This is a genomic window from Bradyrhizobium sp. USDA 3256 (genome assembly GCF_054058275.1).
Window position 1 is genome coordinate 4,731,048 of record NZ_JBSSAE010000002.1, and the last position, 26,057, is coordinate 4,757,104.

34 protein-coding genes and 1 pseudogene are annotated in these 26,057 nt (G+C 60.5%); 16 read left to right on the top strand and 19 right to left on the bottom strand.

Annotated elements, in window-relative coordinates; genetic code table 11:
• The first annotated feature begins 10 nt into the window (after window positions 1-10).
• Window positions 11-886 (top strand): polysaccharide deacetylase family protein, encoded by an 876-nt coding sequence (locus ACVWY5_RS24195; RefSeq protein WP_028336871.1) that lies wholly within the window; start codon window positions 11-13, stop codon window positions 884-886.
• 5 nt (window positions 887-891) lie between these two features.
• Here the strand turns inward: ACVWY5_RS24195 and ACVWY5_RS24200 are convergent, their stop codons facing one another.
• The 5 genes and pseudogenes from ACVWY5_RS24200 to ACVWY5_RS24220 all read right to left on the bottom strand — a co-directional run bounded on the left by ACVWY5_RS24200 (window position 892) and on the right by ACVWY5_RS24220 (window position 4,071).
• Window positions 892-1,578: a TetR/AcrR family transcriptional regulator gene (locus ACVWY5_RS24200; protein WP_028336872.1), complete on the bottom strand. Its 687-nt coding sequence runs from the start codon at window positions 1,576-1,578 to the stop codon at window positions 892-894.
• Entirely contained in the window at window positions 1,575-2,129 is a 555-nt protein-coding gene (locus tag ACVWY5_RS24205; protein ID WP_028336873.1) for a flavin reductase family protein, read from the bottom strand. Before ACVWY5_RS24205 ends, ACVWY5_RS24200 begins: the two co-directional genes overlap by 4 nt.
• Window positions 2,130-2,139: 10 nt before the next feature.
• A complete protein-coding gene (locus ACVWY5_RS24210) occupies window positions 2,140-3,360 on the bottom strand; it encodes an acyl-CoA dehydrogenase family protein (RefSeq protein ID WP_028336874.1) in 1,221 nt (406 codons plus the stop codon).
• Window positions 3,361-3,715: 355 nt separating this feature from the next.
• A pseudogene (locus ACVWY5_RS24215) lies at window positions 3,716-3,814 on the bottom strand (GNAT family N-acetyltransferase); the annotation flags it as partial.
• A 134-nt stretch (window positions 3,815-3,948) separates the two neighbouring features.
• Window positions 3,949-4,071, bottom strand: coding sequence for a hypothetical protein (locus ACVWY5_RS24220; RefSeq protein ID WP_321176844.1), 123 nt, complete (start codon window positions 4,069-4,071; stop codon window positions 3,949-3,951).
• 366 nt (window positions 4,072-4,437) lie between these two features.
• Between ACVWY5_RS24220 and ACVWY5_RS24225 the strand changes: the two genes are divergently transcribed.
• Window positions 4,438-4,830 carry a hypothetical protein gene (locus tag ACVWY5_RS24225; protein WP_456671701.1) on the top strand — a complete coding sequence of 131 codons (393 nt, stop codon included), beginning with the start codon at window positions 4,438-4,440 and terminating at the stop codon, window positions 4,828-4,830.
• 103 nt (window positions 4,831-4,933) lie between these two features.
• Here ACVWY5_RS24225 and ACVWY5_RS24230 read toward each other — a convergent pair whose 3' ends face one another.
• The gene (locus tag ACVWY5_RS24230; RefSeq protein WP_051376303.1) at window positions 4,934-5,236 is read right to left on the bottom strand and encodes a hypothetical protein; all 303 of its coding nucleotides are present in this window, start codon (window positions 5,234-5,236) and stop codon (window positions 4,934-4,936) included.
• 201 nt (window positions 5,237-5,437) lie between these two features.
• Here ACVWY5_RS24230 and ACVWY5_RS24235 point away from each other — a divergent pair, with 201 nt between their 5' ends.
• A complete protein-coding gene (locus tag ACVWY5_RS24235; RefSeq protein WP_028336878.1) occupies window positions 5,438-5,698 on the top strand; it encodes a hypothetical protein in 261 nt (86 codons plus the stop codon).
• Window positions 5,699-5,725: 27 nt separating this feature from the next.
• Here ACVWY5_RS24235 and ACVWY5_RS24240 read toward each other — a convergent pair whose 3' ends face one another.
• Window positions 5,726-6,079 (bottom strand): phasin, encoded by a 354-nt coding sequence (locus ACVWY5_RS24240; protein WP_016847366.1) that lies wholly within the window; start codon window positions 6,077-6,079, stop codon window positions 5,726-5,728.
• 219 nt (window positions 6,080-6,298) lie between these two features.
• Between ACVWY5_RS24240 and ACVWY5_RS24245 the strand changes: the two genes are divergently transcribed.
• The gene (locus ACVWY5_RS24245; protein WP_018272817.1) at window positions 6,299-6,484 is read left to right on the top strand and encodes a hypothetical protein; all 186 of its coding nucleotides are present in this window, start codon (window positions 6,299-6,301) and stop codon (window positions 6,482-6,484) included.
• Between the two features lie 13 nt (window positions 6,485-6,497).
• On the opposite strand, the gene ACVWY5_RS24250 is transcribed toward ACVWY5_RS24245, so the two are convergent.
• The 3 genes from ACVWY5_RS24250 to ACVWY5_RS24260 form a co-directional block, all read right to left on the bottom strand.
• Window positions 6,498-6,701 carry a hypothetical protein gene (locus ACVWY5_RS24250; RefSeq protein ID WP_028336879.1) on the bottom strand — a complete coding sequence of 68 codons (204 nt, stop codon included), beginning with the start codon at window positions 6,699-6,701 and terminating at the stop codon, window positions 6,498-6,500.
• A gap of 143 nt (window positions 6,702-6,844) precedes the next feature.
• Window positions 6,845-7,978: an alpha-hydroxy acid oxidase gene (locus ACVWY5_RS24255; RefSeq protein ID WP_028336880.1), complete on the bottom strand. Its 1,134-nt coding sequence runs from the start codon at window positions 7,976-7,978 to the stop codon at window positions 6,845-6,847.
• A gap of 154 nt (window positions 7,979-8,132) precedes the next feature.
• Window positions 8,133-9,152: a GlxA family transcriptional regulator gene (locus ACVWY5_RS24260; RefSeq protein ID WP_018272820.1), complete on the bottom strand. Its 1,020-nt coding sequence runs from the start codon at window positions 9,150-9,152 to the stop codon at window positions 8,133-8,135.
• 63 nt (window positions 9,153-9,215) lie between these two features.
• On the opposite strand from ACVWY5_RS24260, the gene ACVWY5_RS24265 reads away from it, so the two are divergent.
• Genes ACVWY5_RS24265 through ACVWY5_RS24280 form a run of 4 tightly spaced genes read left to right on the top strand, consistent with a single transcriptional unit; the run spans window position 9,216 to window position 12,319 of the window.
• A complete protein-coding gene (locus tag ACVWY5_RS24265; RefSeq protein ID WP_028336881.1) occupies window positions 9,216-9,929 on the top strand; it encodes a hypothetical protein in 714 nt (237 codons plus the stop codon).
• On the top strand, window positions 9,929-11,221 hold the full coding sequence (locus ACVWY5_RS24270; protein WP_028336882.1) for an MFS transporter: 1,293 nt from the start codon (window positions 9,929-9,931) through the stop codon (window positions 11,219-11,221). Before ACVWY5_RS24265 ends, ACVWY5_RS24270 begins: the two co-directional genes overlap by 1 nt.
• Before the next feature lie 40 nt (window positions 11,222-11,261).
• Window positions 11,262-12,002, top strand: a complete 741-nt coding sequence (locus ACVWY5_RS24275) for a YqcI/YcgG family protein (protein WP_321176845.1) — start codon at window positions 11,262-11,264, stop codon at window positions 12,000-12,002.
• Window positions 11,999-12,319, top strand: a complete 321-nt coding sequence (locus tag ACVWY5_RS24280; RefSeq protein ID WP_028336884.1) for a cupin domain-containing protein — start codon at window positions 11,999-12,001, stop codon at window positions 12,317-12,319. The genes ACVWY5_RS24275 and ACVWY5_RS24280 overlap by 4 nt, the downstream gene beginning before the upstream one ends.
• A 24-nt stretch (window positions 12,320-12,343) precedes the next feature.
• Here ACVWY5_RS24280 and ACVWY5_RS24285 read toward each other — a convergent pair whose 3' ends face one another.
• Window positions 12,344-12,526, bottom strand: a complete 183-nt coding sequence (locus ACVWY5_RS24285; protein ID WP_016847357.1) for a hypothetical protein — start codon at window positions 12,524-12,526, stop codon at window positions 12,344-12,346.
• A 52-nt stretch (window positions 12,527-12,578) separates the two neighbouring features.
• On the opposite strand from ACVWY5_RS24285, the gene ACVWY5_RS24290 reads away from it, so the two are divergent.
• Window positions 12,579-12,737, top strand: a complete 159-nt coding sequence (locus ACVWY5_RS24290; protein ID WP_225645895.1) for a hypothetical protein — start codon at window positions 12,579-12,581, stop codon at window positions 12,735-12,737.
• Between the two features lie 249 nt (window positions 12,738-12,986).
• Here ACVWY5_RS24290 and ACVWY5_RS24295 read toward each other — a convergent pair whose 3' ends face one another.
• Together ACVWY5_RS24295 and ACVWY5_RS24300 are read right to left on the bottom strand one after the other, a co-directional pair.
• Window positions 12,987-14,249, bottom strand: coding sequence for a CaiB/BaiF CoA transferase family protein (locus ACVWY5_RS24295; RefSeq protein ID WP_028336885.1), 1,263 nt, complete (start codon window positions 14,247-14,249; stop codon window positions 12,987-12,989).
• Window positions 14,250-14,543: 294 nt separating this feature from the next.
• Entirely contained in the window at window positions 14,544-14,966 is a 423-nt protein-coding gene (locus ACVWY5_RS24300; protein WP_028336886.1) for a GFA family protein, read from the bottom strand.
• Window positions 14,967-15,159: 193 nt separating this feature from the next.
• Between ACVWY5_RS24300 and ACVWY5_RS24305 the strand changes: the two genes are divergently transcribed.
• The 4 genes from ACVWY5_RS24305 (at window position 15,160) to ACVWY5_RS24320 (ending at window position 17,641) form a co-directional block, all read left to right on the top strand.
• Window positions 15,160-15,675 carry a hypothetical protein gene (locus ACVWY5_RS24305; RefSeq protein WP_028352147.1) on the top strand — a complete coding sequence of 172 codons (516 nt, stop codon included), beginning with the start codon at window positions 15,160-15,162 and terminating at the stop codon, window positions 15,673-15,675.
• Window positions 15,676-16,069: 394 nt separating this feature from the next.
• On the top strand, window positions 16,070-16,348 hold the full coding sequence (locus ACVWY5_RS24310; protein WP_321176876.1) for an excalibur calcium-binding domain-containing protein: 279 nt from the start codon (window positions 16,070-16,072) through the stop codon (window positions 16,346-16,348).
• 144 nt (window positions 16,349-16,492) lie between these two features.
• Window positions 16,493-16,912 carry a hypothetical protein gene (locus tag ACVWY5_RS24315; protein WP_028336888.1) on the top strand — a complete coding sequence of 140 codons (420 nt, stop codon included), beginning with the start codon at window positions 16,493-16,495 and terminating at the stop codon, window positions 16,910-16,912.
• Window positions 16,913-17,353: 441 nt separating this feature from the next.
• A complete protein-coding gene (locus tag ACVWY5_RS24320) occupies window positions 17,354-17,641 on the top strand; it encodes a hypothetical protein (protein ID WP_321176846.1) in 288 nt (95 codons plus the stop codon).
• 118 nt (window positions 17,642-17,759) lie between these two features.
• Here ACVWY5_RS24320 and ACVWY5_RS24325 read toward each other — a convergent pair whose 3' ends face one another.
• The 3 genes from ACVWY5_RS24325 to ACVWY5_RS24335 all read right to left on the bottom strand — a co-directional run bounded on the left by ACVWY5_RS24325 (window position 17,760) and on the right by ACVWY5_RS24335 (window position 21,359).
• Window positions 17,760-18,239, bottom strand: coding sequence for a pilus assembly protein N-terminal domain-containing protein (locus ACVWY5_RS24325; protein WP_028336890.1), 480 nt, complete (start codon window positions 18,237-18,239; stop codon window positions 17,760-17,762).
• Between the two features lie 852 nt (window positions 18,240-19,091).
• A complete protein-coding gene (locus ACVWY5_RS24330) occupies window positions 19,092-20,654 on the bottom strand; it encodes a recombinase family protein (protein WP_028336891.1) in 1,563 nt (520 codons plus the stop codon).
• Window positions 20,655-21,050: 396 nt separating this feature from the next.
• On the bottom strand, window positions 21,051-21,359 hold the full coding sequence (locus tag ACVWY5_RS24335) for a GcrA family cell cycle regulator (protein ID WP_051376302.1): 309 nt from the start codon (window positions 21,357-21,359) through the stop codon (window positions 21,051-21,053).
• Window positions 21,360-21,486: 127 nt separating this feature from the next.
• On the opposite strand from ACVWY5_RS24335, the gene ACVWY5_RS24340 reads away from it, so the two are divergent.
• From ACVWY5_RS24340 to ACVWY5_RS24350, 3 genes are all read left to right on the top strand, one after another.
• Complete coding sequence (locus tag ACVWY5_RS24340) at window positions 21,487-22,125, top strand: LexA family transcriptional regulator (protein WP_028336892.1); 639 nt, start codon at window positions 21,487-21,489, stop codon at window positions 22,123-22,125.
• 158 nt (window positions 22,126-22,283) lie between these two features.
• Window positions 22,284-22,559, top strand: coding sequence for a hypothetical protein (locus ACVWY5_RS24345; RefSeq protein ID WP_028336893.1), 276 nt, complete (start codon window positions 22,284-22,286; stop codon window positions 22,557-22,559).
• A gap of 164 nt (window positions 22,560-22,723) precedes the next feature.
• Window positions 22,724-23,875: an OpgC domain-containing protein gene (locus tag ACVWY5_RS24350; protein ID WP_028336894.1), complete on the top strand. Its 1,152-nt coding sequence runs from the start codon at window positions 22,724-22,726 to the stop codon at window positions 23,873-23,875.
• An 85-nt stretch (window positions 23,876-23,960) separates the two neighbouring features.
• On the opposite strand, the gene ACVWY5_RS24355 is transcribed toward ACVWY5_RS24350, so the two are convergent.
• The 3 genes from ACVWY5_RS24355 to ACVWY5_RS24365 are packed head-to-tail and all read right to left on the bottom strand — an operon-like array spanning window position 23,961 to window position 26,051.
• A complete protein-coding gene (locus ACVWY5_RS24355; RefSeq protein ID WP_028336895.1) occupies window positions 23,961-24,815 on the bottom strand; it encodes an HpcH/HpaI aldolase/citrate lyase family protein in 855 nt (284 codons plus the stop codon).
• A 3-nt stretch (window positions 24,816-24,818) separates the two neighbouring features.
• Window positions 24,819-25,274, bottom strand: a complete 456-nt coding sequence (locus ACVWY5_RS24360; protein WP_028336896.1) for a MaoC family dehydratase — start codon at window positions 25,272-25,274, stop codon at window positions 24,819-24,821.
• Window positions 25,275-26,051: an enoyl-CoA hydratase/isomerase family protein gene (locus ACVWY5_RS24365; protein WP_028336897.1), complete on the bottom strand. Its 777-nt coding sequence runs from the start codon at window positions 26,049-26,051 to the stop codon at window positions 25,275-25,277.
• Window positions 26,052-26,057 lie beyond the last annotated feature (6 nt).

Below are 26,057 nucleotides of genomic sequence, written 5' to 3' on the forward strand. Positions count from 1 at the left end.
GAGGTTCGACATGGCCTTTACTGATCGCATTCCGTACCAAGCGCAGGTCGACCGACCCAAACTGACACTACCTGACGGCAAGAAGCTTGCCGTGTGGGTTATCCTCAATGTCGAGGAATGGCGCATCGAGAATGCAATGCCACGCACCGTGCTGAGCCCACCGATGGGCCAACCCCTGCTGCCCGACGTGCCGAACTGGTCGTGGCATGAGTACGGCATGCGCGCCGGCTTCTGGCGGCAGTTCAAAGCCCTCACCGATCGAAAGATACCGGTGACGCTGGCTGCGAACGCCAACGTCTGCAACAGCTATCCGCGTGTGGCGTCGGCGGCGCGCGAGGCGGGCTTCGAATTCATGGGACACGGGTTTGTTCAGGGCCCGATGCACAAGGTCGAGAACCAGGCGGATGCAATCAAGCGCGCGGTCGACACGATTGCTGGATTTAGTGGCAAGCCGCCGCGATCATGGGAAAGCCCGGGCCTGACCGAAACCGAAGACACGCTCGATCTCCTGCGCCTCAACGGGATCGAATACGTGGCCGATTGGGTGATCGACGATCTCCCCCAGGACATCGCCACGCCGCACGGCACCGTGACGACGATTCCCTATTCGGTCGAGACCAACGACATCGTCATTCACGCGCTGCAACACCTTCCGTCGGAACAGTTCCTGACGCGCTGCACTGACCAATTCGATCGGCTGTACCTTGAGGGCGCAGAGAATGCGCGGATCATGGCCATCTCGGTGCATCCCTACATCACGGGCGTGCCGCACCGTATCAAGTACCTGGAGGCCCTGCTCGATTACGTCATCGGCCATGACGGCGTCGCCCTCATGACGGCAAGCGAGATCGGGGATTGGTATCGGGGTCAGATGGCGACAATGTAGCGCGCTCAGCCGGCGACCTTGATCGGCGCCCGTCGACGATCGGTCGCGCTCTCCGCCATTCTCTCAAATCCTGCGAGGAAGATATCCAGCGCGTCACTGATCATCTGCGCCTTGTCCTCGAGGACAGGCGCTTCGTAGATGTACTTGCGTACGCCATAATAGAAAATGCCGCCGTGAAACACCCAGGCCAGCTCGAGTTCTTCTGCGCTGGGCCTGCCCTGTGTCGCGAGGCCGGCGTCGTGGCGGCATTCCCGGAGAATGCGCGTCAGGATCTTGTCCTTGACCATGCCAACATACCAGCGATTGATATCGAGGCCCTTCAGGCCGGAGTAGAGATAGATTCGGAGCCATCTTCGGTTGAAGATCGCGTCGGTATAGATTTCGTAAAACTCCTGGAGCCGCACGCGGAGCGGACGTGACCGATCCGAGAGCACCTTCTCCCAGCCTATTTCAAGTGGTTCGAGATATACCTTGCGGTAGACCTCCTTGATGAGATCGTCCTTGCTCGGAAAATAGCGGTAAAGCAGCGGCTGCGTCACGCCGAGCTTGTGAGCAAGGGCGCGCGTGCCGCCGCCAAATCCCTCCTCCGCAAATAGCTCGGTTGCCTTGGTAACGAATTCACTGCGACGATCGACAGCTGATAGTCGCCTCTGCTTGGCACGAACACGCTTGACGGGCGTCTTTCGATTCATGATGTCTTGCCACCACCGTCAGCCAAAAACCGGCCAAAACCTCCGCGCGCGAACAACAGCGGACTGTTCCGGTTATAGGCGTAGGCTTCCACCGCGCCTAGGAAAATGACGTGATCCCCGCCATAGTAGCGGTTGGCGGCACGGCATTGGAAATTCGCGACCACATCAGCAAGCACGGGAGCATTCCCGAGACCCGGCGTCCAGCTCACACCCGCGAACTTGTCCCCCGACGATCTGGCAAACTGCATCGCCAGCGCCTGTTGCGACGCGTCTAGAACGTTGACTGCAAAATGGCTGGCATTCTGGAAGATCGGCAGTCCCTGCGAAAACATGCCCAGGCTCCACAACACCAGTGGCGGGTTGAGCGACACCGATGCAAAGGAATTACAAGTAATTCCATACGGCCGTCCTTCAGCCGACATCGCAGTGACTATCGTCACACCTGTTGCGAACGTACCGAGCGCATCGCGGAAATCACGGGGATCGATCGCCGAACTATCGCTTGCGAGCTCACTGGCGGGATCCAGCGGATGTTTGGGTGAGTCGGACATCCGGCTGACCTCAAAGCGTCAGGTTTTCAGACGGCAGCCCCAGAGCCACCCGCCCGTAATTGGTGCCCGCCGCGTCGAAATTGAACGCGAGATGCGCATTCACCGCATGCGCGTCGCGAAATTGGCGCTGCAACGCTCCCGAGGTGAACAGGCTGCGTGCGCCGCCCGCCGCAAATAGAAGAGACACCGCCTCGGTGCACAAATTGACCGCGAACGCACCGTCGCGCCGAAGCTTCGTCTTCGCTGCAATGCCCGGGATATCGCCACGCCGGACCTCCGCAAGTGCCTCAACGCAGTTCGTGCGCATGATCAGCCGTGCGGCATCTATCTTCGCCGACGCCTCGGCAATCTTGATCTGTGTGCTTTGCAGGTCCCCGATCTTGGCCCGGTTATATGTCGAAGCGCGGTGTCGCGCGATCTCGACATAGTCATCAAGGCAAGCCTGCGCATTTCCCAATCCAACCCCGGACAACACATAGGGAAACAACGAAAAGACTGGAAGCATGTAGAGCGCATTCGGATTGACGATACTGCCCGGCGTCGCACCTCCCGCAAGATCGCTGACAGCAACGGTCATATGCTCGGGAACGAATGCGTCGGTGACCCGCACGTCGTTCGATCCCGTTCCGCGCAAGCCAGCCGCATTCCAGGTGTCGTCGATGCTGTAGTCCCGCCTGTTCAACAGGAATAGCCGATACTCGACACCATCGGCCTCATCATCCGAGGCGACCACGCTCGCGAGCATGTTCCATCCGCAGGATTCCACCCCGGACGAAAACGGCCAATGACCACTCAGAACGTATCCGCCACCTGCCTTCCTCGCACGACCTGCCGGGAAGACGAAGGAAGACGCGATCAGCACATCCGGATCCTCTCCCCATACCGCGTTCTGCGCTTCGGGCGCGAACATACCCAGCATCCAGTGGTGACTTGCAAGGTTGGCAAAATTCCAGGAGACCGAGGCGTCTCCCTGCCCGAGGGCATCGGCGCAGTCGACCAGGGCAACATAGTCGAGCTCGCTGCCTCCGACCCGCTTGGGCTGCAGGATCCGGAAAAGGCCGCTGTCAAGCAAATCCCGCTCGGTCTCCGGCGGCAATCTGCGCAGATCTTCGGTCCGCGATGCCCGTTCGCGCAATGCCGGAACAAGCGCCCTGGCTCGCGCGACCATGACCGAATAACGATCCATATCCGGGCCTGGCTGTACCTTTGTGTCGAGCCCGCGGCCAACCATGGTCTCTTCCTTCGTTCGATCTCCAAGACATTTGCGCGTGCGATCGAACCGTCAACTCAGTTTATCGATCGATCACCAGAGATCAAGATGCGCAAGCCTGCATTTCGCGAATTCAGCGCTCCGGATCCACGACTGCCGCCGGGTGCCCATTTGAGGAAACGCTTCCGGCGATGCTTCGTTCGCACTGCGCAGGCCATTCTAGCATCCCCACGCCCAAGATTCGATCCCGGCTACGACCGCGGCTTGCCAAAGGGGATTACCCATGGCCAGAAACGCAAAAAAACCCCGGTGGCCGAAGCCACCGAGCGCTCCACGTCATCGATTGTTCGCAACAAGTCGAACCACGTCGCAGGATCTAGACGAGCTCCCTCCGCCAATACAGCGTGTGCTGCCATGCCCAGGGCGAGACAGGCTCGAAGAGCCGATATCCTTGCCGGATAGAATTATTGGCCGAGAAGATGTACTCGCTCGGAGCCGTGTCGCAATCTGGATCAGGATCAGGCAACACGGCACGAAATGCGATCGTGGGAAAGTCCGTCTGCTCGCGTTTGGGATGCGGGCGCGGAATGAACTGGATGATCTCGGCGCTCATGCAAGCTCCCACAATGCGATGGCAACCAGACCCGCGAGCGCGAGCGATATCAGATAGGCGGTCATGCAAACCTCAGCGCGCGATGCGGCCATGGAATGAATGTGCGGCAGATCGCGCACGGGCGGCGATCTTTGGGGCGCGAACCTCATCCCTGACAAGTGGGGCCGCGGGCGGCGCCTGCTTGCGCCGCGCCGCAGGACCGGCGCGTTCGCGCGCGCCGGTCAATTCGTGATCGCTTCAACGGGTTCGGACGGCGGCGCGCTTGCGACGCTCAGGCGACGGGCTGGGAGGATGTGGCGTCGTGACGGGCGGTCGCCGCCCGAAAAACGGCAAAGAAAAAGCCCACCGCGGATTGCTCCGCGCGGGCTCAACAATTTCTGATTTTCGGATAAAGCCCCTGAGTTGCCCGACGTGTCAAACCCTTTTTTCGGGCTGAATGCGATCGCTAAAATGCGATGCGTCGGCTTCGACGGTGAGAAACCGCCTTGAGCGAAAGTTTGGGCATTGATCCGGAATCGCAACGCAGGCCGGCGCCAAGCGCCTATGCTTGCTGCGATGATGTCAGTGTGCCGTTGAGTTGCCCGACGCGTCAAGCGGACAGCTCACAATATTTGGATCGACATCAATACAGTTTCTGGCTTGCGTCGGTCGAACTGACCCGCGCCGCATTTGATTGCAAGGAGGAAGCGTCGATGTATTTCGTTGCTGCCGTGCTCGCGGTCCTGTCCGGCCTGTTCTACGCCGCGGGCCACCATCAGATCGGCTCTCTCGGTGCCACCATGTGCCAGTATGGCGGCATCTTCTGCGACAGCCCGGTGCTGGTTCTCGTCGGTGCGGGATTTGCAGCAGCGTGGGGCATGCTGGTCAGCGTTCGCTGATCATCCCGCGATATTTCCGACGATGATTTTGTGCCGCTGATTTGCCCGACGAGTCAAATTCCTCCGCCCTGCGTGGGGGATGTGATCCCACGAACGCCCGCATCTATCGCGGCGTGCCCGGATTTGCCGGATGAGCGGGCTTTGGGCCGGGTGGATCAGGCTCGATCGGTGCCTTGGGCTCGGTCGGTATGACCTTTGCGCCGGCAGCGCGCGCCGCCTCGCCGGTCGTTGAGTAGTTGGCCGAAGCGGCCGGCTGCACGTTCGGCTTGTTCCACGGACCGTGATCCACGATCAGCATGCCGAGCACGCCGAGGATCGCAACCATGGCCGCGACCAACAGCGGCGTGCCACCATGCCGATTTCGATGCTTGACCGAACCGCCATCCGCAATGCCATGCGCCTGCATTGTCATCATCGCCTCCTCCACGGAAACAAGCCGCGACGCGCGCGTAAGTTTCCGGTTCCCCGATGTGAAAGCGAGGCATGTCGGTGGAACCAATCCGCCGCTGCGGAATTTCTCGGATATGTGGCCGCCACCGCCGTTCAGGACGTGCGGAGAGCAAAGGCGTCTGTCACCTGGCCTTCAAGTAAAATCGCGGCACGACACATGAGCTCCGAAACCCCTGAGTTCCCGCTTCAACCCACACTCGGTGAACGAGCGATCGACACCGCGACGGACGTCTCGCGTACGATCACGGAGGCGTCGGATGGACTTCGAGCCGCCGCCGATCGCCTCAGCTATGCCATCGCGACCTCGCGCCGACCGGGCGGAGCCCTGGCCACCGTGAGTGCGGTCACGCGCGAAGCGCCGCTCGCAAGCCTGTTCGTCGCGTTTCTGCTCGGCGTCGCCGTCGCGCGCCGGCGCTAAAGCGTTGATGGGGCCGCGAACGCCGTCCTAGAACTTGCCCTTGGTCGCGTCCTTGGTCGCCGACATCACGCTACCGCTGATCTGCCGCATGTGTTCGCCGGCATTGGTGAACTGGCTGCGCAGGAATTCCGACTGGATCCGCATCGCCTCCTGCAGATCCGTTGCGTGCACGAGCTTGCGCGCATGCTCGAACGCCGCCTTCATGTTCTGCTCGGTGAACGACAGCGCTTGTTTGGAGATCTCGGTACCGGCGCCCGGCATCGACGTCATCGACTTGCTCGCGGCATCAAAGAACAGGCTGAAGGCCTGTTCGGCCTGGTCGATGGTCTTTTCCGCGAGATCGCGCAACTCGGCGGGAACTTCAAGCTTCGGCTCAATCATGATCGCGCCCCCTGAAATAAGCGTCCGGCGACGTTAGCATAGATTGTGACGGCGTCAGCGCCGGATCGCGAGCTAAGTAGGACCTCACCGGTTCCGGCCAATCGAGGAAAAATTACCTAGCTGCGACCGACAGCCGATTCCAATCGTGTCAGCACTGTGGCATAGTGATTCGGCTTCTTCGTCGGTCGCGTTCGCGTCTCTGGAGAATAAGGGGATCCGATGCTGCGCGCCGTTCGTCCGACACCGACCTGCACCCGGTTCAAGACCAGCATAGAGATGCCGTGCATGAAGTGCGGCACGCAAATGCGGCTTGCCTTGATCGAGCCGCGCGACCAAGTCTACGACGTGCTGACCTATCAGTGCACGCCTTGCAATTCCGGTGAAAGCTTCCTGAACGCGCGGTAGGCTGCGCGCCTGTTCAATCGCTCAGCACGGCGGCCCCCGCCTCCGTCAGCCTGGGCTCGTCGTCATGCAGTTCGACCAGACCGACCTCAGCGAGGATGCGCAGATCCTCGTCGCTGACCGGTGACAATTTGAGCCTGCCGGCCTGGATATCCCGCAAGATCCAGCGCAAGCCGATCGCGCGCTCGAGTGAAAATTCCGCGAATGGATTATCTGCCATCCGCCTCCACTAGTGCGGCATTTGGATCAGACTTTGTCGTTGCCGCGGCGGCTTCATGGACGCCACAGATAGATGGCCGCTGGCGCGATCGAGGCGCACAATGCCTCGACCGCACCGACGCTTCATGCATCGCTCGCAGCGGCTCAGTACCGGTAGGGATCGATATCGAGAAGCGGGAATGCGCTGAACACGCTCGGCAGATTGGTCGGCATAGCGGGATGCAGGTAGGATTTGTCCAGTTCGGCAAAGCTGGTGACGCCGAGCAGACCGAGGCAGCGGATCACCTCGTCCTCCAGCAGTTCAAGCATCCGGACAACGCCGGCCTCGCCGGCTGCGGCGAGCGCCCAGCACTGCAGCCGGCCGATGCCGACAAGATCAGCGCCCGAAATGATAGCCTTCACAATGTCGGTGCCGCGGCAGAACGAGCCGTCGACCATGATCTTGGCACGGCCGGCGACCGCCTGAACGATCTCGGGCAGGACATGCATGGACCCACGGCCATGGTCGAGCTGTCGGCCGCCATGATTTGAGACGTAAATCCAGTCTACCCCGTGGTCGAGGGCGATCTTGGCGTCTTCGGCGGTGGCGATCCCCTTGAGGATAAGTGGAATCTTGAACTTGTCCTTGATCAACTTCACCGTCCGCCATTCCAGACCCTTCTGGAAATCGCCGCCGGTGGCGCGGATGCGGCTCTCGCGAACATAGCGCTTGGCTATGTCGCGTTCGCGCCGGCTGTAATGGGCGGTGTCGACGGTGAAGCAGAACGCGGCGTAACCGTTGTCGATGCTGCGGCTGACCACATCCTCTACAAAGGCATCGTCGCCACGCACATAGAGCTGGAAGATGCGAAGCGCATCCGGTGCCGCCTTGGCGGTGTTCTCCAGACCAGGCTCGGACACCGAACTCAGCATGTGCGCCGCGCCGAACGTCCCCGCTCCGCGCGCGACGGCCGCGCCCGCATCCGGATCGAAGATCTCGAGCGCGCCGACCGGGGCGATCATCACGGGAAGCCGGAGCTTGCGTCCGAATACCTCGGTGGAAGGATCGACGTTGATGACGTTGCGCAGGACGCGCGGCCGGAACGCGATCTCGTCGAGCGCCATTCTGTTGCGGCGCATCGTGGTCTCGGTCTCCGAAGCGCCGACGATGTAGTCCCAGGCGTTCTGATTCAGCTTGGCGCGGGCCTTTCGCGCGAATTCGTGCAGGTTCTGGAATTCCTCGCCGCTGGCGCCGAGTTCGACATTGCGCGCCTGTCGAGTGGGGGTCCCGTCATTCATGGTGTTTCTTCTCCCGATTTGGCCGGCACATTAGCCGCAGACAAACCGGAAAAGCTACCACCTTGAGCCACGAATCCTGCCAGCGAAGGCCAGCTATTCGCTCGTGAGATAGATCGGCTTTCGACGCGAAGCGGTCCGCCTCGCCCGAGGCGAGCTAGCTGCCCGAAAACCGGTTTCGGTACTCGGTCGGCGATACGCCGAGGTGGCGCAGGAACGCCCGCCGCATTCGCTCGTCATCGCCAAATCCCGCGCGCTTGGCGACCTCGACCACGCCGCCGATCTGGCGGCTTTCGAGCAGCAAGCGCGCCGTCTCCACGCGCAGCGCCTCGACGCCGCTTGCGGGTGTCATGCCGGTGCGGCTGACATAGGTCCGCGCAAAGGTGCGTGGCGTCATCCCCGCCTTTTCCGCGAGGGTCTCGACCTTGAGGTCGCTCGTGATGTTCTCGATGATCCAGGCGTGCAGCGCGCTGAAGCGTCCCTCGACGTCCGATGCCTGGGCGGCAAGGACGGTCGAGAACTGGCTCTGACCGCCCGGTCGCTTCAGAAACACCACAAGTCTCCGCGCAACATCGAGCGCGATGGTGTGGCCGAAATCCTCCTCGATCATGGCGAGCGCCAGATCGATGCCGGCGCTGACCCCGGCCGATGACCAGACCCGTCCGTCCTTGACGAAGATCGCGTTGGGCTCAACCCGGATATTGGGAAAGCTATCCTGCAGACGGGGACAATAACGCCAGTGCGTTGCTGCCCGCTTGCCGTCCAGAATCCCGGTCCAGGCCAACGCAAATGCGCCAAGGCAAACCGACGCGATACGGCGCGCCTTCGGCAGCGCCTCCGCGATCCAGTTCATCAACTTCGCGTCGTTGCGGATCTTCCAGATGCCGGGTCCGCCAGGGATCACCAGCGTGTCGACCTCGGCGGGCGCAATACTGTCGATCGGCGCCGTGTCGATCATCATGCCGACATCGGTCGGCACCAACCCGCCGGAGGTCGACAGGTAGGACAGCGAGTAGTCCGGTCCCGGCAGTTCGATCGCTTCCAGTTCTGCAAACACCTGCGCCGGTCCCGAGATGTCGAGCAAGGTCACACCGGGAAAGGCAACGATCGCGATCCGCCGCGTTGCTTTCTTGTCGCGCGGCTCAGGCCGGGGCGCTTTGGCAGTTTTCGAGGGCATATTGTCCTTTAAGCCATTCGACGCTGCCCTGTATAGCTCGCATTGGAATTCTGGAGTTCTGCCATGTCGCGAAATCTGGGCAGCGGATACGAGGCGATCAAATCGCCTTGGACGGATTACGCGATCTACAGTCTACCCGATGCCTCCCGGGTCGAAGCCTGCGACCGTCAGCCGCTGATGGACGCCATGAATGGCATTATTGCCGTCAACTGGCAGGCCACCGAGCCGCACTGGACAGCAACCTCCTCGCCCTTCGACAAGAAGTATAGCCTGATCCTCGTCTATGATCGGTCCGGCCTCATTGCCTTCTCCGTCTACCGCATCCTGGAGATGTCGGCCGGACTTGGAATCTATCGCAGCGGCACTGAAGTGCTCCCGGCACACCAGGGCCGCGGCTTCTACGGCTTCTTCACATCGGAAGTCCTGAAATGCTCCGGCGCCGCCGCGAGAGCTGAGGGCAACGTGCTCTACGGCTGGCGAACCCGCAACCCGATCGTCTGGGCAGCGAACGCTAAGATTTGCGAAAAAGTGACTCCATCTCTGCTCGACGATACGCAGGATCTCGCCCTGCAGGCGGCCTGTATCGAGATGTGCACCTCGCTCTATCCGGGCAAGCCGCTCGAACTGCCCGACATGATCATGCGTGGCGCTTACGGCCACATTAAGCACCATCGGCAGGCCTATCATGGCGCCGCGTCGCTGGTCGATGCCGCGATGTCGCGGAAGATTCCGAATTCTGCGGATGCCCTTTTCTCGGTGGGTTACGCGAGGGTGTGATGTCGATGCTCGGACAACAAGCTGTTTATGCCCCGACGTCGCGCTTCACCGATCGCGCCTATCTCGCGTGGACGGCGGTGGCCATCGCCTACGCCATCGCCTTCCTGCAGCGCGTATCGCCGCAGTCGGTCAGCCTCAGTTTCATGCACGACTTCAACACCGACGCGGCCGGCGTTGCGATGCTCGCTTCAAGCTACTTCTGGGGCTACACCTTGATGCAGATTCCGGCAGGCCTTCTGGTCGACCGTTACGGCGTCAAGCGCGTCGTCCTCGTCAGCATGATCGCCTCCTCGCTCGGCAGCGCCGCGTTCGCGCTGGCACCGAACCTGCTCGACGTTTTTGTTGCACGCCTGATCGTCGCCTGCGGCGATGCGCTGGTCTTCACCGCACTCCTGAAGCTCGTGGCACAGAGCTTCGCGGATGAGCGGTTCGGCATGATGTCGGGCATCTCGCAGGTCTCCGGCTATGTCGGGGGCGTGATCGCGACCACGCCGCTTGCAGCTGCAGTCTCAGGCTTCGGCTGGCGGGCCTGCTTCCTGTTCATCGCCTGCATTGGCCTCGCCAACCTCGCTTTCGCCAAGCTTGCGCTCAAGCCCGATCCGGCCTCGCACAGCAACAAGACGCTGAAGGGCGTGGTGATCGCCGCGCGGCGATCGCTGGCCCATGTCGCGAACTGGGGCTGCGCAATGACGTTTGCGTCGCACTTCGCGGTCGTGACGACGCTGTCGGGCGTCTGGGGCATTCCGATGGTCGCGCACTTCTTCCATATCTCCCCGACGGCGGCCGGCACGCCCCTGCTCGCCTTCATGATCGGCAATGCGCTCGGCTCGATCTTCCTGGGTCACGCCGCCGATCGCGCCGCGGCGGCGCTCGATCGCGCGCTGATCGGCATTTGCGTGCTGCGCATGCTGCTGATCGCGATGCTGCTGCCACCGATTGCCCAGACGTTTGGTCTCGCCTACGTCACCGTCGTGTTCACTGCCTTGGGGCTCGTCGCCGGCGGCACCGTCCCGCTGGTGCTGAAATGCGTCAAGAAGCTCTACACCGCCGATCTGATCGGTGTGGGCGCATCCGTGAACACCACGGCCGCCGGAATTTTCGCCGGCATCTCGCAGCCCATCATCGGCTTCGCGATGCTCGCCGCCAGCAACGCCGCGGGGACCGACGCCGTACACAACACGGCCGCGATCGGCGACGGCGGCTACAGCGCCTTGATTGTCATTCTGCTTCTCATGTCGCTGCCGGGCATTGCCGGGCCGCTGTTGATGAGAAGGAAGTTGATAGCTCGTTAGTGTCGTTATGAGTGTAGGGGGTGTTATGGAGCGCTTGTTCTTGAGAAAAGGCGAAGTCGCGTCAAACTTTCCGGTCAGCAGCTGGCAGAGCGTGATGTTCTCCGAGTTTGAAGCGCAGATGAGCAGCGAGGCAAGGCCGTTCCCTTGCGTGTTCGGCGTGACCGGACATCGCCAGGATCAGCTCCGCTACCTTTTCCTCGATCCGTATGATGTAGCAGTGCTGGGCGAGCAACTCGGGCAATATGTCTCGCAGGCGCGCTCATTCGGTCCCAATACGTCGTTGATCGTGTTCACGCGGCCTCGCCCGGTGCAGACGCTCGATGCCTATTATCGCAAGATGTGGCTGACGCTCGATCAGCTCGCGCGGTTGGACAAGAACCCGTGGCCAACAGAGATTCCGGAACAGATTGACCACCCGATGTGGGAGTTCTCATTTGCGGGCGAGCCGATCTTCGTGGTCTGCACGACGCCCGCGCATGTGATGCGGCAGAGCCGCCGGTCCAGCGCCTTCATGCTCACGTTCCAGCCGCGCTGGGTGTTCGAGAAGATCCTCGGGACTGAGAAGGCTGCGAACGCCGCGTTCGCGGAGGTGCGCAAGCGCCTGATCCCGTACGACAGCGCGAGCCCCTCTCCGCTTCTTGGCCGCTACGGCGCAACCGACGGCCGCGAGTATCTGCAGTACTTCCTGCACGACGACAACAACGCGAGCTCGGGCTGCCCCTTCGCCAAGCTCGCGCAGAACAAGACACCACCGATCGCGAACAAGGAACAGGCAGCATGACCCAGATCATCGCAGGCGCGAAGACTGAATTTGCCATCGACCCGGAGATCCTGAACCTGCTCCCGGCCCAGGGCTCGGTCGAGCTGCAGCATGATGCGGCCGGCAAGGTGCATCAGTTTCATACCCATCCAGTCGACGAGATCCTGATGATCATCAGCGGCCGGCTGAACTTCATCTGGGATGGCGGCGAGCGGGTGGTCGGCGCCGGCGATACCATCCTGCTGCCAGCCGGCACCCTGCATCAGTCCGAAGCGCTCGAGGGCGGCGCGATCTACGTGATCGCGACGCAACAGCCCGCCAAGCTAATGAACAACTGACGCACAGGAAGATTTGCGAGCACCTCAGGACAGTGAGGGATCGCGCGGCGGCTCAACCGCCAAACGTTCGACCAGCTCGATGACCTCGGAACGCTGGTCGGGCGCAAGTCGAAGGAAAGCCTTCAACAGTCGCAGGCTTTCCAGTGTTTCGCTCGATGGAGCTCCGAGCTTCTTCTGCAGCTCCGCAACGTATGTGGGATTTTTCATCTCGCACCTTAAGTGAGGATTACGAATGGCATACCCAGGTAAACGTGAAGGCTTGGCCCAGAAGGTCGACACCGCAGCACAAGAGGCCGAACGCCTCGGCCTGACCACGGCAACCCTCATCCTCCGGATGGCACGCCTCGAGATTGATCGGGCGGAGCCCGAGGAAGTTGAAAGTATGCCAAGGAACAACTTGCGCAGCAAGCCGAACTGAGTTCCCGAAACGGACCAGCTCCAAGGCCGCCGGCGACGCGCCGGGGCCCGTGACGCCTGAAAGACATCTCGCCAGGCGAGCGGCTTTCCTCTCGCCTGCGGTCAGGTTGTTTTGCGGATAGTTGATCTTTTATGCAGGTTGAGCACGCTGGAGCGTTTTCGAGCGAAGCGGATACCGGTTCGCGTCAAGGAAACGCGTCAAACTGGAAGCCAGAGCCCCCGTTCCGATTCCATTGGAACGTAAAAGGCCCTAACCGGCGTTGCCTGCCTTGCCGAACGCGCCGGCCTCGGACAGCGCGGCGATGCGCCGGTCGTCGTAGCCAAGCGTCCTGCTCAACACGTCCTTGGTATGCTGACCGAGCAGCGGAGCCGCAACAGGATCAACGGACGGCGTCAGGCTCATATTGACCGGCGACTCGATGTTCGGAACCGAGCCGGCGGTTGGATGCGCAATCCTGCTCAGGCGATGCCGGTCGCGCACCTCGGGCGCGTTGAACCCCTCCTCGACCGTCCGCAGATAGCCGACCGGAATGTTCGCCTTCTTCATCTTCGCCATCCAGTTTTCGAGCGTGTCGCCCGCAAACACGCTGGCAATGATCGCGCGCAGCTTCTCCTTGTTGGCCGTGCGCGCCTTGCGGTGAGCAAACTCGGGATCGGTGACGAGATCCGGGCGTTCCAGCACGTCGGTGACGAGCCGGCGATACAGCCGGTCATTGGCGCAGGCCATGTAGAGCGGACCATCTGAGGCCCGGTAGACGCCGACGGTCGGCGAACCGTTCGGAGAGTTGCCGAAACGGCCTGGATTGTTGCCATTGATGAGATAGGCCATGCCGTAGAAGCCGGTCATTGACACCGCGGTGTCGATCAATGCGACCTCGACCTGCTGACCGCGACCGAGCCGATCGCGCGCAATCAGCGCCAGCAGAATGGCGTTGCAGGCCGACATGCCCGTCGCCATGTCGACGATTGGCGGCCCGGTGCGCACCGGCTCGCCATCCGGAAAGCCGTTGAGCGACATGAAGCCACTTTCAGCCTGCGTGATGGGGTCGAAGCCCGGGCGCAGCGCGAAATCGCCTTTGCGGCCGTAGGCGGAGATCGAGCAATAAATCAGCCGCGGGTTGGTCGGCGCCACCGACGCATAATCGAGACCGAATTTCTTCATCACGCCGCCGGAGAAATTCTCCACCACGACGTCGGCCTTGGCAATCAACGCGCGCGCGACCTCGAGCGCCGCCGGATTGTTGAAATCGAGCGCAATGCCACGCTTGTTGCGGTTGAGGCTCAGATACGCCGCGCTCTCCCCGCCGATTTCAGCGTGCTCATAGGCGCGCGTGTCATCACCGCCGTCCGGATTCTCGATCTTGATGACTTCGGCCCCGAAGTCGGCCAGCGTTTGCGTGCAGGCCGGGCCGGCCACGACGCGGGTGAAGTCGACAACCAGCAGGCCGTCGAGCGCCGTCGGAACTCCCTCCCCGCGCGGCGCGCGCCCCGGCAATTCTGGTCTGGTCATGATCTGGCGCTTCCTCTGTTATCTTGTCAGGCGAAATACGACGGTCCCTGCCAAGACCGGCACTGCTCGCCTTTTAGCGGAAGCTCGTCAGCAAAACCAAACCCGGATTTTGCAGGGCGGGACCTTCGTCCGACATGGCTGTCAATGGCCAAAGACGACCCGGCGGCCGCTGACATGGTCGGACGCCTCGCATACGAAGCAAGCCTGCCGGATACCGAACTGTGGGGCGCGAAGCCCATACGCAGGCGGGTGGAGGCACGCCGCCGCCACCCGCTTTCGTGATGGGGAACCTTCGAGCTATTCGGCGATCATTTGGCCGGAGCCGCCGAACTCAGCCGGAAAATCCTTCAACTTCGGCAGGCCGTCGCGTATCTGCAGCACTGCCTCGGAATAGTTGACGTGAACCCCTGGGCTGAATTTCAGCGTCGGGATCGTTGCGGTGAACACGTCGACGAGCCCGAGCGTCGGGTGGTTGGTCATCAGGTGACCGCCGCACTTTGTGCAATATTTGCGCTGGCTCATCGCGGTCTTCTCGAATGTCGCGATGTGGTCGGCGCCCTTGGTGACCTCGACCGCCTCGGGCTTCCAGAGGCTGAACGCATTCACCGGACCACCGGACCAAGAACGGCATGAACGGCAGTGGCAATAGCCCATTGCCTCAGGCTCCCCGCTGACCTTGAGTTCGACGGCGCCACAAAAGCAGTTTCCAGTGTGATTCATCGGTCGGTTCTCCCGTGGGTTATTTTGATTGGGCTCCGCGTCGGCATCGATCCACGTTGCTCGTGGTGTTCGTGATGCAGAGAAGATGTAGACAGGTGCGTAGCCGCGGCGAACTCCCTTGCGTGGACGTACCAGACCCTTCCCGCGCGAGAGGCCTCGAATGCGGTCGGGTCGTCGACGCGACGGAAGTTACATGAGAGTCTGCGCCGCTGTCGACCATCTTCGACACAGCCTGGCCGGGCCCAAGCCCGACCGCACCAAAAAAGGATTCAGTGTGAGGCAAGGCACCGTCATGCGTGAATTGCTGCCGTGCCGGCTTCCTGCGCGGCAACCTGAAAAGACTACAGACCATGCAGACCGACACCATCACTCGACCATTCTTGAACGCTATTTCGCCGGCTTCGCAGAGCGCCCCACCGATGTGTCTGGCTCGGCTCACCTGATCGAACTGGCCGTCACGGCAAAGGCCGCTCCTGAGCCCCTGCTGCGCGATCTGGCGGCCATGCTGGCGGCGCTCGATTCGGAGGCCGTAGCTTCGACCTTGGCCGTGCGCGCCCGCGAAGTCGCCTCGGACGGCCTGCGATGCGACGATGCGACGGATTTCGTCCGGTCTCTGGTCGGCGAGTTGCAGGGCTTTCTTGATGAGCCCGAGGTCATGGCGGCTGTGTTGGCCGAACTCAAACGCCGCGAGCGTGGTACGGTGGACTAAGGCGTGTCGAACTGGCCTTTGGGACGCGAACTAATGATGGTAACCTCCTTGAGGACTTCGTTTCCGGGGGGTGACGATGACAGTGAAGCAGCGAGTGTTCGATCTAATCGTTGCGCGGCCCGACCTCACCGAGGCGGAAATTGCCGAACGCCCGTTTGGAGGAAGTGGGTATCAGCAGCGGGTCAACCCAGTTTGTCGAGAATTAGTCCGCGAACTATGGGTTGAGCGTCGGGGTAGTGGCGGACCGGGCGATCCGTTCCGCTACCGCCGCCGTCGATTTTTGCGAGCCGGATGAGCGTGCTCGGGAATGCCGCACTTTTCTAGTCCCAATCCGATCCGGCCCGGCTCAGGTCCCGAACAACGACTGCGTGACTTGCAGCATCGTTTCCGGGCGATGTCGGCGCGCCATGAGCGCGCTACTAAGCTGCGGTGTGTTATCAGAGCATTGATCGCAATCGTTACCATTTTAATTGCCTATCCGGCTGTTTGGCTCCTTGCTTCAAGTTCTTGGCCGATCACGGCAACGCTCAGACATATTGCGTCCGCTCCCAACTGTGACTTTGCCCGCTTGGTCGGCTTGGCACCCGCAAGACGTGGGGAGCCCGGCTCCTGGAAGCGCAACGATCGCGACGGAGATGGGCTCTCTTGCGAGCCGTGGCCGCCAATGCGGTAACTACCCCTATGTATGAGGATCACTTTGAAACGCGTCTCACGGAAAGATTGGCCCGAATGGCAGGTAGCGGTTGAGACGCCGAAAGCTATTTTACCTCGCTGCTGCTTTCAATTTTTTGAACATCGTGTGTACTGGGGAAATCACATGAAGATAAACCACGACATGACTGCCATGTCGCCAGAGACACTGATGGGACAGGCCGAACTCTTCCGTGAGGAAGGTTCAAGCTTCAGCATCGAGGCCATCCCTGCTTTGGAATTCAAGTCGGAAAACAAAAGCCTACTAGTCGCTGACGTGCATAGCGTTGCCGGGGCGCTCATGAATGCTAAACGAGAGAACGCAAGGGGCTTATCAAATTATCTCAGCTCGAACATGATGTTCTCCGTCCATCCTGATGAGAAATGGCCGCCCGACTATTTCAATTCGAGGGAATGGCGTTCGCGTCACCATGATGCGCACCGACTCCATTGGAGGCCGATTGATGCCAGTCCAAAAGTGGCAGAGTTGTTCATCATCGATCAACTCGCGCAATTGCGGGCCTTTTTTAATATCGGAAGCGCGTGAAAGCGGGGTCCTGTACTCTTACACCAAATGGGGTGTCGCCGTCCGACCAGCGCTGACTTTTTTCCTAGGGGTTGATATTTAAGGGCGTGCAATCTGGGAGGCCGAGGGCGACTGCAGGCTCAGTAAACAACCCTCGGTTCGCTTCCCGCCCCCAACCTCGGGCGATTGAGGTATAAAGCAGAGCGGCAACTGCAATCTCATGTCATGCCACGCGCCCCTGTGGTGCTTCAATGCTTCGTATCGTCAACGACCAGTATTCGCTGCGCGCAAGAAAGCTGATCGAACACGACTCTGTGTCCTGAAACAGGAAAGCCCGCCACTTGCTCGCGGCAATGCGCCTGCATCCTGTGGTCGATGACCGACTAATTGCCTCCGTTTGCCCGTGGACGCCCTACGGTTGCAGTGGTAGCCTTTCGCGCATTTCAGAGGAGGTGTTTTCCTATGAAGCGATTACTCTACGCCGTTTTGCTCGCCGTTGCATCGATCTCACCACAAGCCGCCCGTGCTGAGGGGGCCTACATGCTCGACGAGCGACCTTGTCCCGATCAAAAGCCGGGCCTGGCACCGCCGGGTCCCGACGAATATTGCGACTATGTAAAAAAAGTTCGGACCTGCGACGGCGATCTCGCCGAACGCGTCTTTCAGCAGAAACGGCACCCGGCATATCTGCAGTCGGAAAACGGCTCCGCGCAGCCACGTCGCCTCATCTGCCATCACGACGACGACTAGAAGCAGCCAATAAAAAGCCTCGACGCACCAAAACCCCGCTCGAACCTGCCCAGCCGCTTTTGAGCAAGCAGAAGCGCCGCCTTGCCGAACCGCGCCCGGCCATGAGCCGCGTGATGGGTTAATAGGTCTTTTCGACGAAGCCCCCACCCCGCATCGGCGTTCGCACCGTTACGGATTTCGGTATCGGGTCTTTCGAAGGAAGCGGATCACAGCGGAATTCGTCACAGATCAGTGGGACAAAGGCGCTATCCTGATCGGCACCATAGATCCTGACGAGATGTCCGCCGACCACAATCCGCACGCGCCGGATCACGCGACCGTCAGAGGCCAAGGCCGTCACAACTGTCTGCCCCGGTTCTCCGCCACGGATGCTGAATGTTCGATCAGTTTGCGGCGACATGACCACCGTGTTCTCGCCGCCTGGAGTAAGTATCTGTTTCACGGGCTGCTCAAACTCAAAAACCCGCGTTTCTCCGGGCTGCAACTTGATAGTATCCTCAGGGCTGATATTGATCTCCCTCAGGCGATCATCTTGAGCGGAAACCGAGTGGGCCATCAAAACCAAACCAGCGGACAGGCATAAAAATCGAAAAAGCATGGGTCACCCCCTCTGAAATGGCTGCAGGCTACCATCGCGTGCAGAGATCGGCAACGCCGGTCCGTAGGTTGAAAAAGCACAAAAGTCGTCGCCGCACAGGGCCCCTCCAGCTTGATACAATCAGCGCATGAGGTAAGATTTTAACGAGGTTGGGTGAAGATGCACCCAATGCCACCGCTTGGCAGGACTGCGCCCCAGCAAACGGGCTGCCACGCTCGTCGCCCGGACCTGAAGGCTCTCGACGATCTGGACGGTTGGCTTCATCGCAGTCGGAGTGCTGAAGCTATTGCCAAATCCTGCTCTTTGATCTGATCAATCGTTTTGAGCGGGAATGCTATGCGAACGCTCGACCCACAGTCCGGGACTTTTTGCGGGACTTCTTGCCGCCATCCCTAAAAATTTGCGTTCTAATTGATCGGCTCTTGTTCGCAAAAAGGCTACCGAGCGGCGAGTTAGCCGTTGAGATTAATGGCATTTCTCCGCCGACCCTAAGCCGCTGCTCCACCTACAGCAAAGGTCTGGAAGCTCGTTTCCGAGTTCAGATATCAGCCTTTCATATTCAGATACTTAGCTGGCTCTCGGTCCTCCGACGCTGAATGGTTTTTCTTGGCAGCAGGGCTGGGGCGACCAAGACAATCCGCGCATTGTTACTGACGTCGATCACAATGGACCTTCGGACTATCTTGGCAAAAGAGTCGGGGGCTTGCGAGCGTACATCCCAGAGCAGTGGTCTCGTAAGCGCGGCCGCTGCTCTTGGTCATCATCGTGGTGAGTGTAGTGCGCACAACGTTGCTCAGTCGAGCGGTACCTAGCCGCTCCAGCTCTTTTTTTGTCTGCTTTTGTTTAGCTCGCTCAGACGCGCTCTACTAGCGATCGAGACAGCGCCTCGAAAGTCTGAAAGCGCTCGATTTTGTAGGCCGCGCGTGTGTCCTCGGAAAACGAGAATACATGGCTCTTGAATGAAAGCGACGCCGACGGCAATAATAGATAATCCAGGACCGCCTCGTTGTTCTCACCCATCCTTAGCGCGACGACCCATCCCCTCTGCAATGCCACGTGACGAACCATCGCCCAGCGCAGCGGCTGGCCCCCATACTTGCGCCATTTGGCCAATCGGAAGCAGATATTCACGGCGTTATCTACCCGCAAACATTCGGTCGACAGATCAAGTGTGGCGCGCCTACCCGCACCCTCAAAGGCTTCGCGAAGACGGCTGGCATTGTCGAGGTGGAAATTGACCCACTTTCTGTGCGCGTCAAGCTTCTCGAAGCGGTCTTGGTTGCCCGTGTAGCCGATCAGTCGATAGAGATTTCGAAGCGTGCCAAAGTGAACTAGATACGTGGTGAGCGAAGGTAAACCGGGGCTTGCATCAATAATCGAGGCGTTGAGCTTGCCGTTCTTCATCAGGACCTTACGAAGGCGCACGAGCATCTCCTTCTCGGAAATACGGACGCAACGCTCCTCCATTGTCTTCTTTGCGCGCAGAAATGCATCACGCTTGATGATTGGCTCGATCGCGCCCTTACGTGTGATCCAGAGCTCTCTCGGATTGTGCGTTCGCTTCGCTCCTAGTTTCGCAGTGTCACGATTGTAGATGGAGTTGCCGATATACGCTTCGTTATGAAGAAGTGTACTTATCGCACTTTGCTGCCATCGGTATCCTCGGTTCGTAAGGACGCCTCGTCGGTTAAGCTCACGCGCGATTTCCGCCTGCGACTTGCATCGTAGATATTCTTCGAAGACCCACTTCACGACGTCGACTTGATCTCGCGAGCCTGGCCCGAGTGTTACGCGGTCTGTGGTAAGAGACTTCCGCTCGCCGCTCTTCAGAACTCCTTTCGGCCTACATTTATCGTCGACGAGCCGTCTCTCTAGACCATAAGGTGCCGGGGCACCCATCTTGAATCCGCGACTTGCCAGACGCAAAGCTCCTGCAAGTACCTTGGCTGAGAGCTCCCGGCTGAACTCCGCCGCCATGACCCTCTTGATATTCTTAACAATGCTCGAAAGGAGACTGCCGTCATTGTCGAATTGCTCGGCGCAATAGGCAACCTTGAGGCCGGCCTTTCGACATATGAACTCGTAATGCGCGCTCTCATCAACGTCCTGAAAGCGCCCCCATCGACTGACGTCAAATACCAGCAAATGACCAAACTCAATTCGACCGGACTGAACATCGTCAATCAGTTCGGTTAAGCCAGTTCGATTCTCGATCTTCAGGCCGCTTTCGCCCTCATCGCGATAGGTGCGCACGATCGTGAGTTTATGAAGCTCGGCGTAGGCCGCGATAACCACCGCCTGATTTTCGATAGAGTATTTCTGGTAGTCGGTGGACATGCGGACATATTGTGCCGCTTGATGCATCTTTTGCGGCTGAGGCAGCCGGTCCTTGTGTACAATGAGAGCGTGCACCATAAGGCTGCTCCCGCGCTTCTCTCTGCGCAAAAACAATAGCAAAGCGCAGCAGCCTCGTCAGCGTGGTTGAGGATGCTAATCACGTGAGAGGCAGTTTACCTGACATATCGACCCTAAGCCGTAGCCCCGCTCGCTTTCCGCCTCTATTAGTGCAGTCACAGCTATTAGTGCAGTCACAGCTTTTTTACGAACCACCCAACCATGCGCGTCACGCATTGACCGCTTCGCGCGCTCCGGCGGGATCGTACGGCTTCCGGCGCTTGGCTCGCGGCAATAGTAACCTCTAAGATTTCTGATGATGGGCGCGCGGAGGCTTCCGCGCGATCGCGGTTGATGTCCGTCGGTCAGGTGATGAACTGCCTCAATCGGCGCCGATGGCTTGAAGCCAGGCGACGCTCAATACCGGCCTCGCCGTGGCTTCAGGATCGCTTCAGTGAAGATCTTTGGCTCGCGAAGCAGATCCCGCGTCAGTTCGGCGCGCCCTTCACGCAGCCGCCCGATCCTTGGGAGCTCCGGCAGGGACGGCTCGAGCCTTTCGAGGCCCGCCAACCCCATGCGCTGCGCTCGGCTGAGCGCCGCGTTGCGCGTATAGGCCGTATTGAAGGTAGCGTTGATCGTGTCAGCGATTTCCGAATAGGACAAGCCGCGGGCGCGGAGATCCTGCAGGGCTGCCGAATGCTCCGGCAGCCAGTTCATCATTTCCATTCCAAATTCCCATTTCTGTCATTCCGCCGGCGCCTCGCATACCTTCCGATATTCCGAAGAAAAAGTCAAGCTTGTTTCTGATAATCGTAACGGATATAATGTGTCCGGGTTTGGGAAAGGATGAAACATGCTGGACGCGGCGCTGATCGAACGAGCACTGGAAAAGACTGGGAAGAGCAAAGGCGGGCTTGCCCGCGCGATGGGGGTTCGGGCCGGGGCGGTCTCCGAAATCCTGTCCGGAATAAGGTTGATCAAGGCATCCGAGATTGCCCCGATCATGGAGTATTTGGAGCTGAATTCGGTGCCGATCGTGGGCCGGGTCGGCGCCGGCGCCTCGATCCAGCCGGAGCTCGAGCAGGTCCCGCCGGAGGGTCTCGGCGAAATCGAGCTTCCGTTCCCGATGACGGAGGAGACCGTCGCTTTCGAGGTCTCGGGCGATTCGATGCTGCCGAAATACGAGAACGGCGACGTCATCGTGGTGTATCGCGAGCAGCGCTATCCGCTGTCGAGCTTCTACGGAGAGGAAGCTGCGGTCCGGCTGAAGAGCGGCGAGCGGTATCTGAAGACGATCGAACGCGGCAGTTCGTCCGGCACCGTCAACCTCAAGAGCTTTAACGCCAAGCCGATCAACGGCGTAAAGCTCGAATGGATCGGCGAAATCTGCGTCACCCTGCCCCGCGGCCAGATCGACAGGCTGCGCGGCAAATCGGCGGCGAAGGGTCGCAAATCCGCCCGGACGCAGGGCGGGCGATCGTCCGAGAAGTAACCGCGCCGCTCCAGGGACCGGCCGGACCGATTCGGACGCCTTCGGGATGAATCGGTCCGGCCATGCATGCCTGAATTTCGGTTTTCGACAATTCACCTTGACATACTTCCGATTATCGGAAATAATGGGTGACAGTCAGAACATCGAACGATCAGGCAATGCAGTATTTCGTCGTGATGATCGACTATGGTCGCCGTGGCCGCGAGGCGATCGTCGATCCCGAAATGACACGACGCGACGTCGTCTCACGAATCGCCTCGGGCGAATATACGAACATCAGCTTCATTCACGAGATTGCCGAGCGTTCGGTCGAGGATGTCACGGACGACCTGCTGGCCGAGGCCGCCTTGCCTGAGTTCCCCGTGACCGGCGCGAACCTGCAAGCCAATACGCTGGATCACGCCCGCGACCTGCGCAAACACGAGCCGGTCTGACACCGCTCACGAGTTGATTGCGAAAACGTGATCTTTCTTGAGCCGGCCACTTGGCCGGAACCCGAAACAGACTAGATAGGGTTCACGCAAAGTCTATTCGGACCAGGCGCGGGTTCCCTCTAGATTGGCGATTCGTTTCTCGGGCCGGCAAATTTAAGCTTCAGATGACTTCGACAACAAACGCCGAGATCGCGAAAGCCGATGGCGATCTCAGGATCGCGCTGCTGCTCGGCATCGCAAACTGGTTTCTGTTTCTGGACCATATTCCGCACAACGTCGTCGGCGCGCTGACCATGCGCAACTTCGGCTTCAGCGGCGCAACCGACCTTTTTGTATTCGTCGGCGGCTACGCAGTGACGCTCATCTACGCCAGGATGACGCTGGAACGTGGATTCCTGGTCGCCGCAACTCGCATCTTCAAGCGCGTATGGCAGCTCTATGCCGCCTATATCGTTCTGTTCGTGATCTATGTCGAGTTGATCAGCTATGTCGCTACCCGGACCGCGGCGCCCGAGATCATCAGCGAGTTCAACATCACCGGCTTCATCGATCACCCGATCCGGACGTTGATCTACGGCCTGTTCCTGCAAGCCAAGCCGCTCAACCTCGACGTACTGCAACTCACTATTGCCCTGATGGCGTTCCAGCCCATCATCGTGTTCGGGCTGTTGTACGTGCCGAACGCGACGGTCGTCGCATCCGTGACCCTCTATGCGGCCGGTCGGCTGCTCGACTGGAACCTGTCGTCATATCCGTATGGCGACTGGTACCTCAATCCGTTCTGCTGGCAATTGCTGTTCATGATGGGCGGCTGGCTCGCGCTGATCGGCGCGCGATATGCGCCCGCGATCCGCGCGATGCAGGCTGCTCCCGCGCTGCGCGCCATGGCGTTGCTGTATCTGCTGTTCGCCCTGACGATTGTCTCGAGCAGCGATATCCCGGCACTCGCGCAAATGATGCCGAGCGGGCTGAGCGATGTGCTGCTGCCAAACGACCGGGAGGATGTCGCGCCTCATCGCATCCTGCATTTCCTGGTCCTGACATTCCTGTTCAGCTGGCTAGTGCCTCGCGACTGGGATTACTTGCGATCTCACGCCTTGCAGCCGATCATCAAGTGTGGCGAGGAATGGCTGGCCGTGTTCTGTGCAGGCGTCTTCCTCTCCTTCGCTGCGCACCTGATCCTGATTACGGGTCCATACTCACTGGCAAGGCAGGTCGCGGTCAGCATCGCCGGCATCGCGGCGATGACGGCCGTCGCCTACTACGTCTCGTGGTCGAAGCAGCAGGACGGCAAGTCGGCCGTCGCTCATTCCTGATTCCTGCGGTTCAGTCGATCGCCAGCGACCGCCGCAGCCGCGCCTCGCTATCGCGCAACATCGCGGTATGGAGCCGGCCTCCCGACTATTTCTTGCGCGACGCCAGGATCTTCTCGGCAGCGCGCAGATGCGGCTTGTCCAGCATCTTGCCGTCCATCTTGGCGACCCCCGATGGATTATTGGCGAACGCGGCGATCACCCGCTCCGACCATGCGATTTCCTCATCCGTCGGCATGAAGGCCGCGTTGACGACGTCGACATGCTTGGGATGGATCACGGCCTTGGCGAGGAAGCCATCCTGGCGCGCGGCGACCGCCTCGGCCTTCAAAGCATCGAGATCGTTGATGTCGGTCGCGATGGTATCGATCGCGACGACGCCGGCGGCGGCCGCGCCGATCAGGCAGAGATCGCGCGCCAGGATGAAGGGCGAGTGATAGCGGCCGTCACTGCGGTTGCGCGTTGCCCCGAGCGAGGCCGCGAGATCCTCCGCGCCCCACATCATGCCCCACAGCCGCGGGCTCATGTTCTCGAAATCGAGGATTTTCAGCACCGCCCGCGCCGTCTCGGTCGCGACCGTCACGATCCGCGTGGTGCCCTGCGCGATATCAGAGGCGGCCTCGAATGCGTCGAGATAGAGTGCGAGCCGGTTGACGTCGGCGGCACCGGCGCATTTCGGCAGCACGATTCCATCGGGTTTACCGGGCATCACGGCGGCGAGATCGCCGAGCGTCAGATCGGTGTCGAGCGCGTTGACGCGGATATAAAGCTTCTGCTCCGGATTGCGCGCATCGAGCATCTGGCGCGTGATGCCCCGCGCAACCACCTTCTGGTCCGGCGCGATGGAATCCTCGAGGTCGAGGATCAGTGCATCGGCTGCGGTCTTCTTCGCGCTTTCATACTTCCGGGTGCTGTCGCCGGGAACGAACAGGAACGATCGCATCGCTTACGCCTTCGGCTTGCAGTGCATCAGGCCGGTGCGGCGGCAGCTCGCCACCACCTCGCCGCGCTGGTTGGTCATGGTGTGCTCGAACTCGACGATGCCCTGGGTGGGCCGCGACTTGCTGGCGCGCTTGCCGATGATTCTGGTGTGCGCCTTCAGCGTGTCGCCGTGAAACACCGGCTTCGGGAACTTGACGTCGGTCATGCCGAGATTGCCGACGGTCGTTCCCAACGTCGTATCGTACACGCTCATGCCGATCATGATGCCGAGCGTATAGAGGCTGTTGAACAGCCGCTGGCCGAACTCGGTCTTCTCGGAGAAATGCGCGTCGATATGCAATGGCTGCGGGTTCATGGTCAGGAGGCTGAACATGGTGTTGTCCATCTCGGTCACGGTGCGGCTGAACTCGTGATGGAATTCCCGTCCGATCTCGAACTCCTCGAAATACAATCCAGCCATTTACCGTCCCTTGTAGTTGGGCGTCCGCTTCTCGACGAACGCATTCAGCCCTTCCTGGCAATCTTCCGTCGATGCGACCACAACGAAGCTTTCCGCCGTGTTTTCCACCGAGCGGCGGAAATCGGCATCGACCGCACGCATGAAGGCGTCGCGGCCGATCTTCATCACGATCGGCGATTTCGCCGCGAGCTTGCGTGCGATCTCGCGGGCGCGCGCGAGCGCGGTGCCCTTCGGCACCACCTCGCTGAGCAGGCCCATGCGAAAGGCGGTCGCGGCATCGAAGGGCTCGCCAAGGAACAGCGGGCCGAATGCCTGGTGCTTTCCGACCAGCCGCGGCAACTGCACGAAATGGATCGCCGGGATCAGGCCGACATCGATCTCGGGATAGCCGAAGGTCGAGCCGTCGCCCGCGACGATCATGTCGCAGGAGATCGCGATCGTCATGCCGCCGGCGCGCACCGCGCCATCGATCGCCGCAATCGTCGGCTTGCCCATGCGGTACTGCGTATCGTTCAGCGCGAAATACAGCCGCTCGAGGAATGTCTTGGTCTCGATCGCGGGCTTGCCCCTGACGATGTCGAGATCGAGGCCGGCGCAAAACACCTTGTGGGCGCTGCTGATGATGACGGCACGCACCGCGTCGTCCTCGCGCGCCTTCGCGAGCGCCGCCAGCAGCGCGTCGATCAGAGGAATGCTGAGCGCATTCACCGGCGCCCGATCCAGCACGATCTCCGCAATCTGGTCGGTGACCGAGTAACGAACGAGGTCGGTGCTCATGATGTA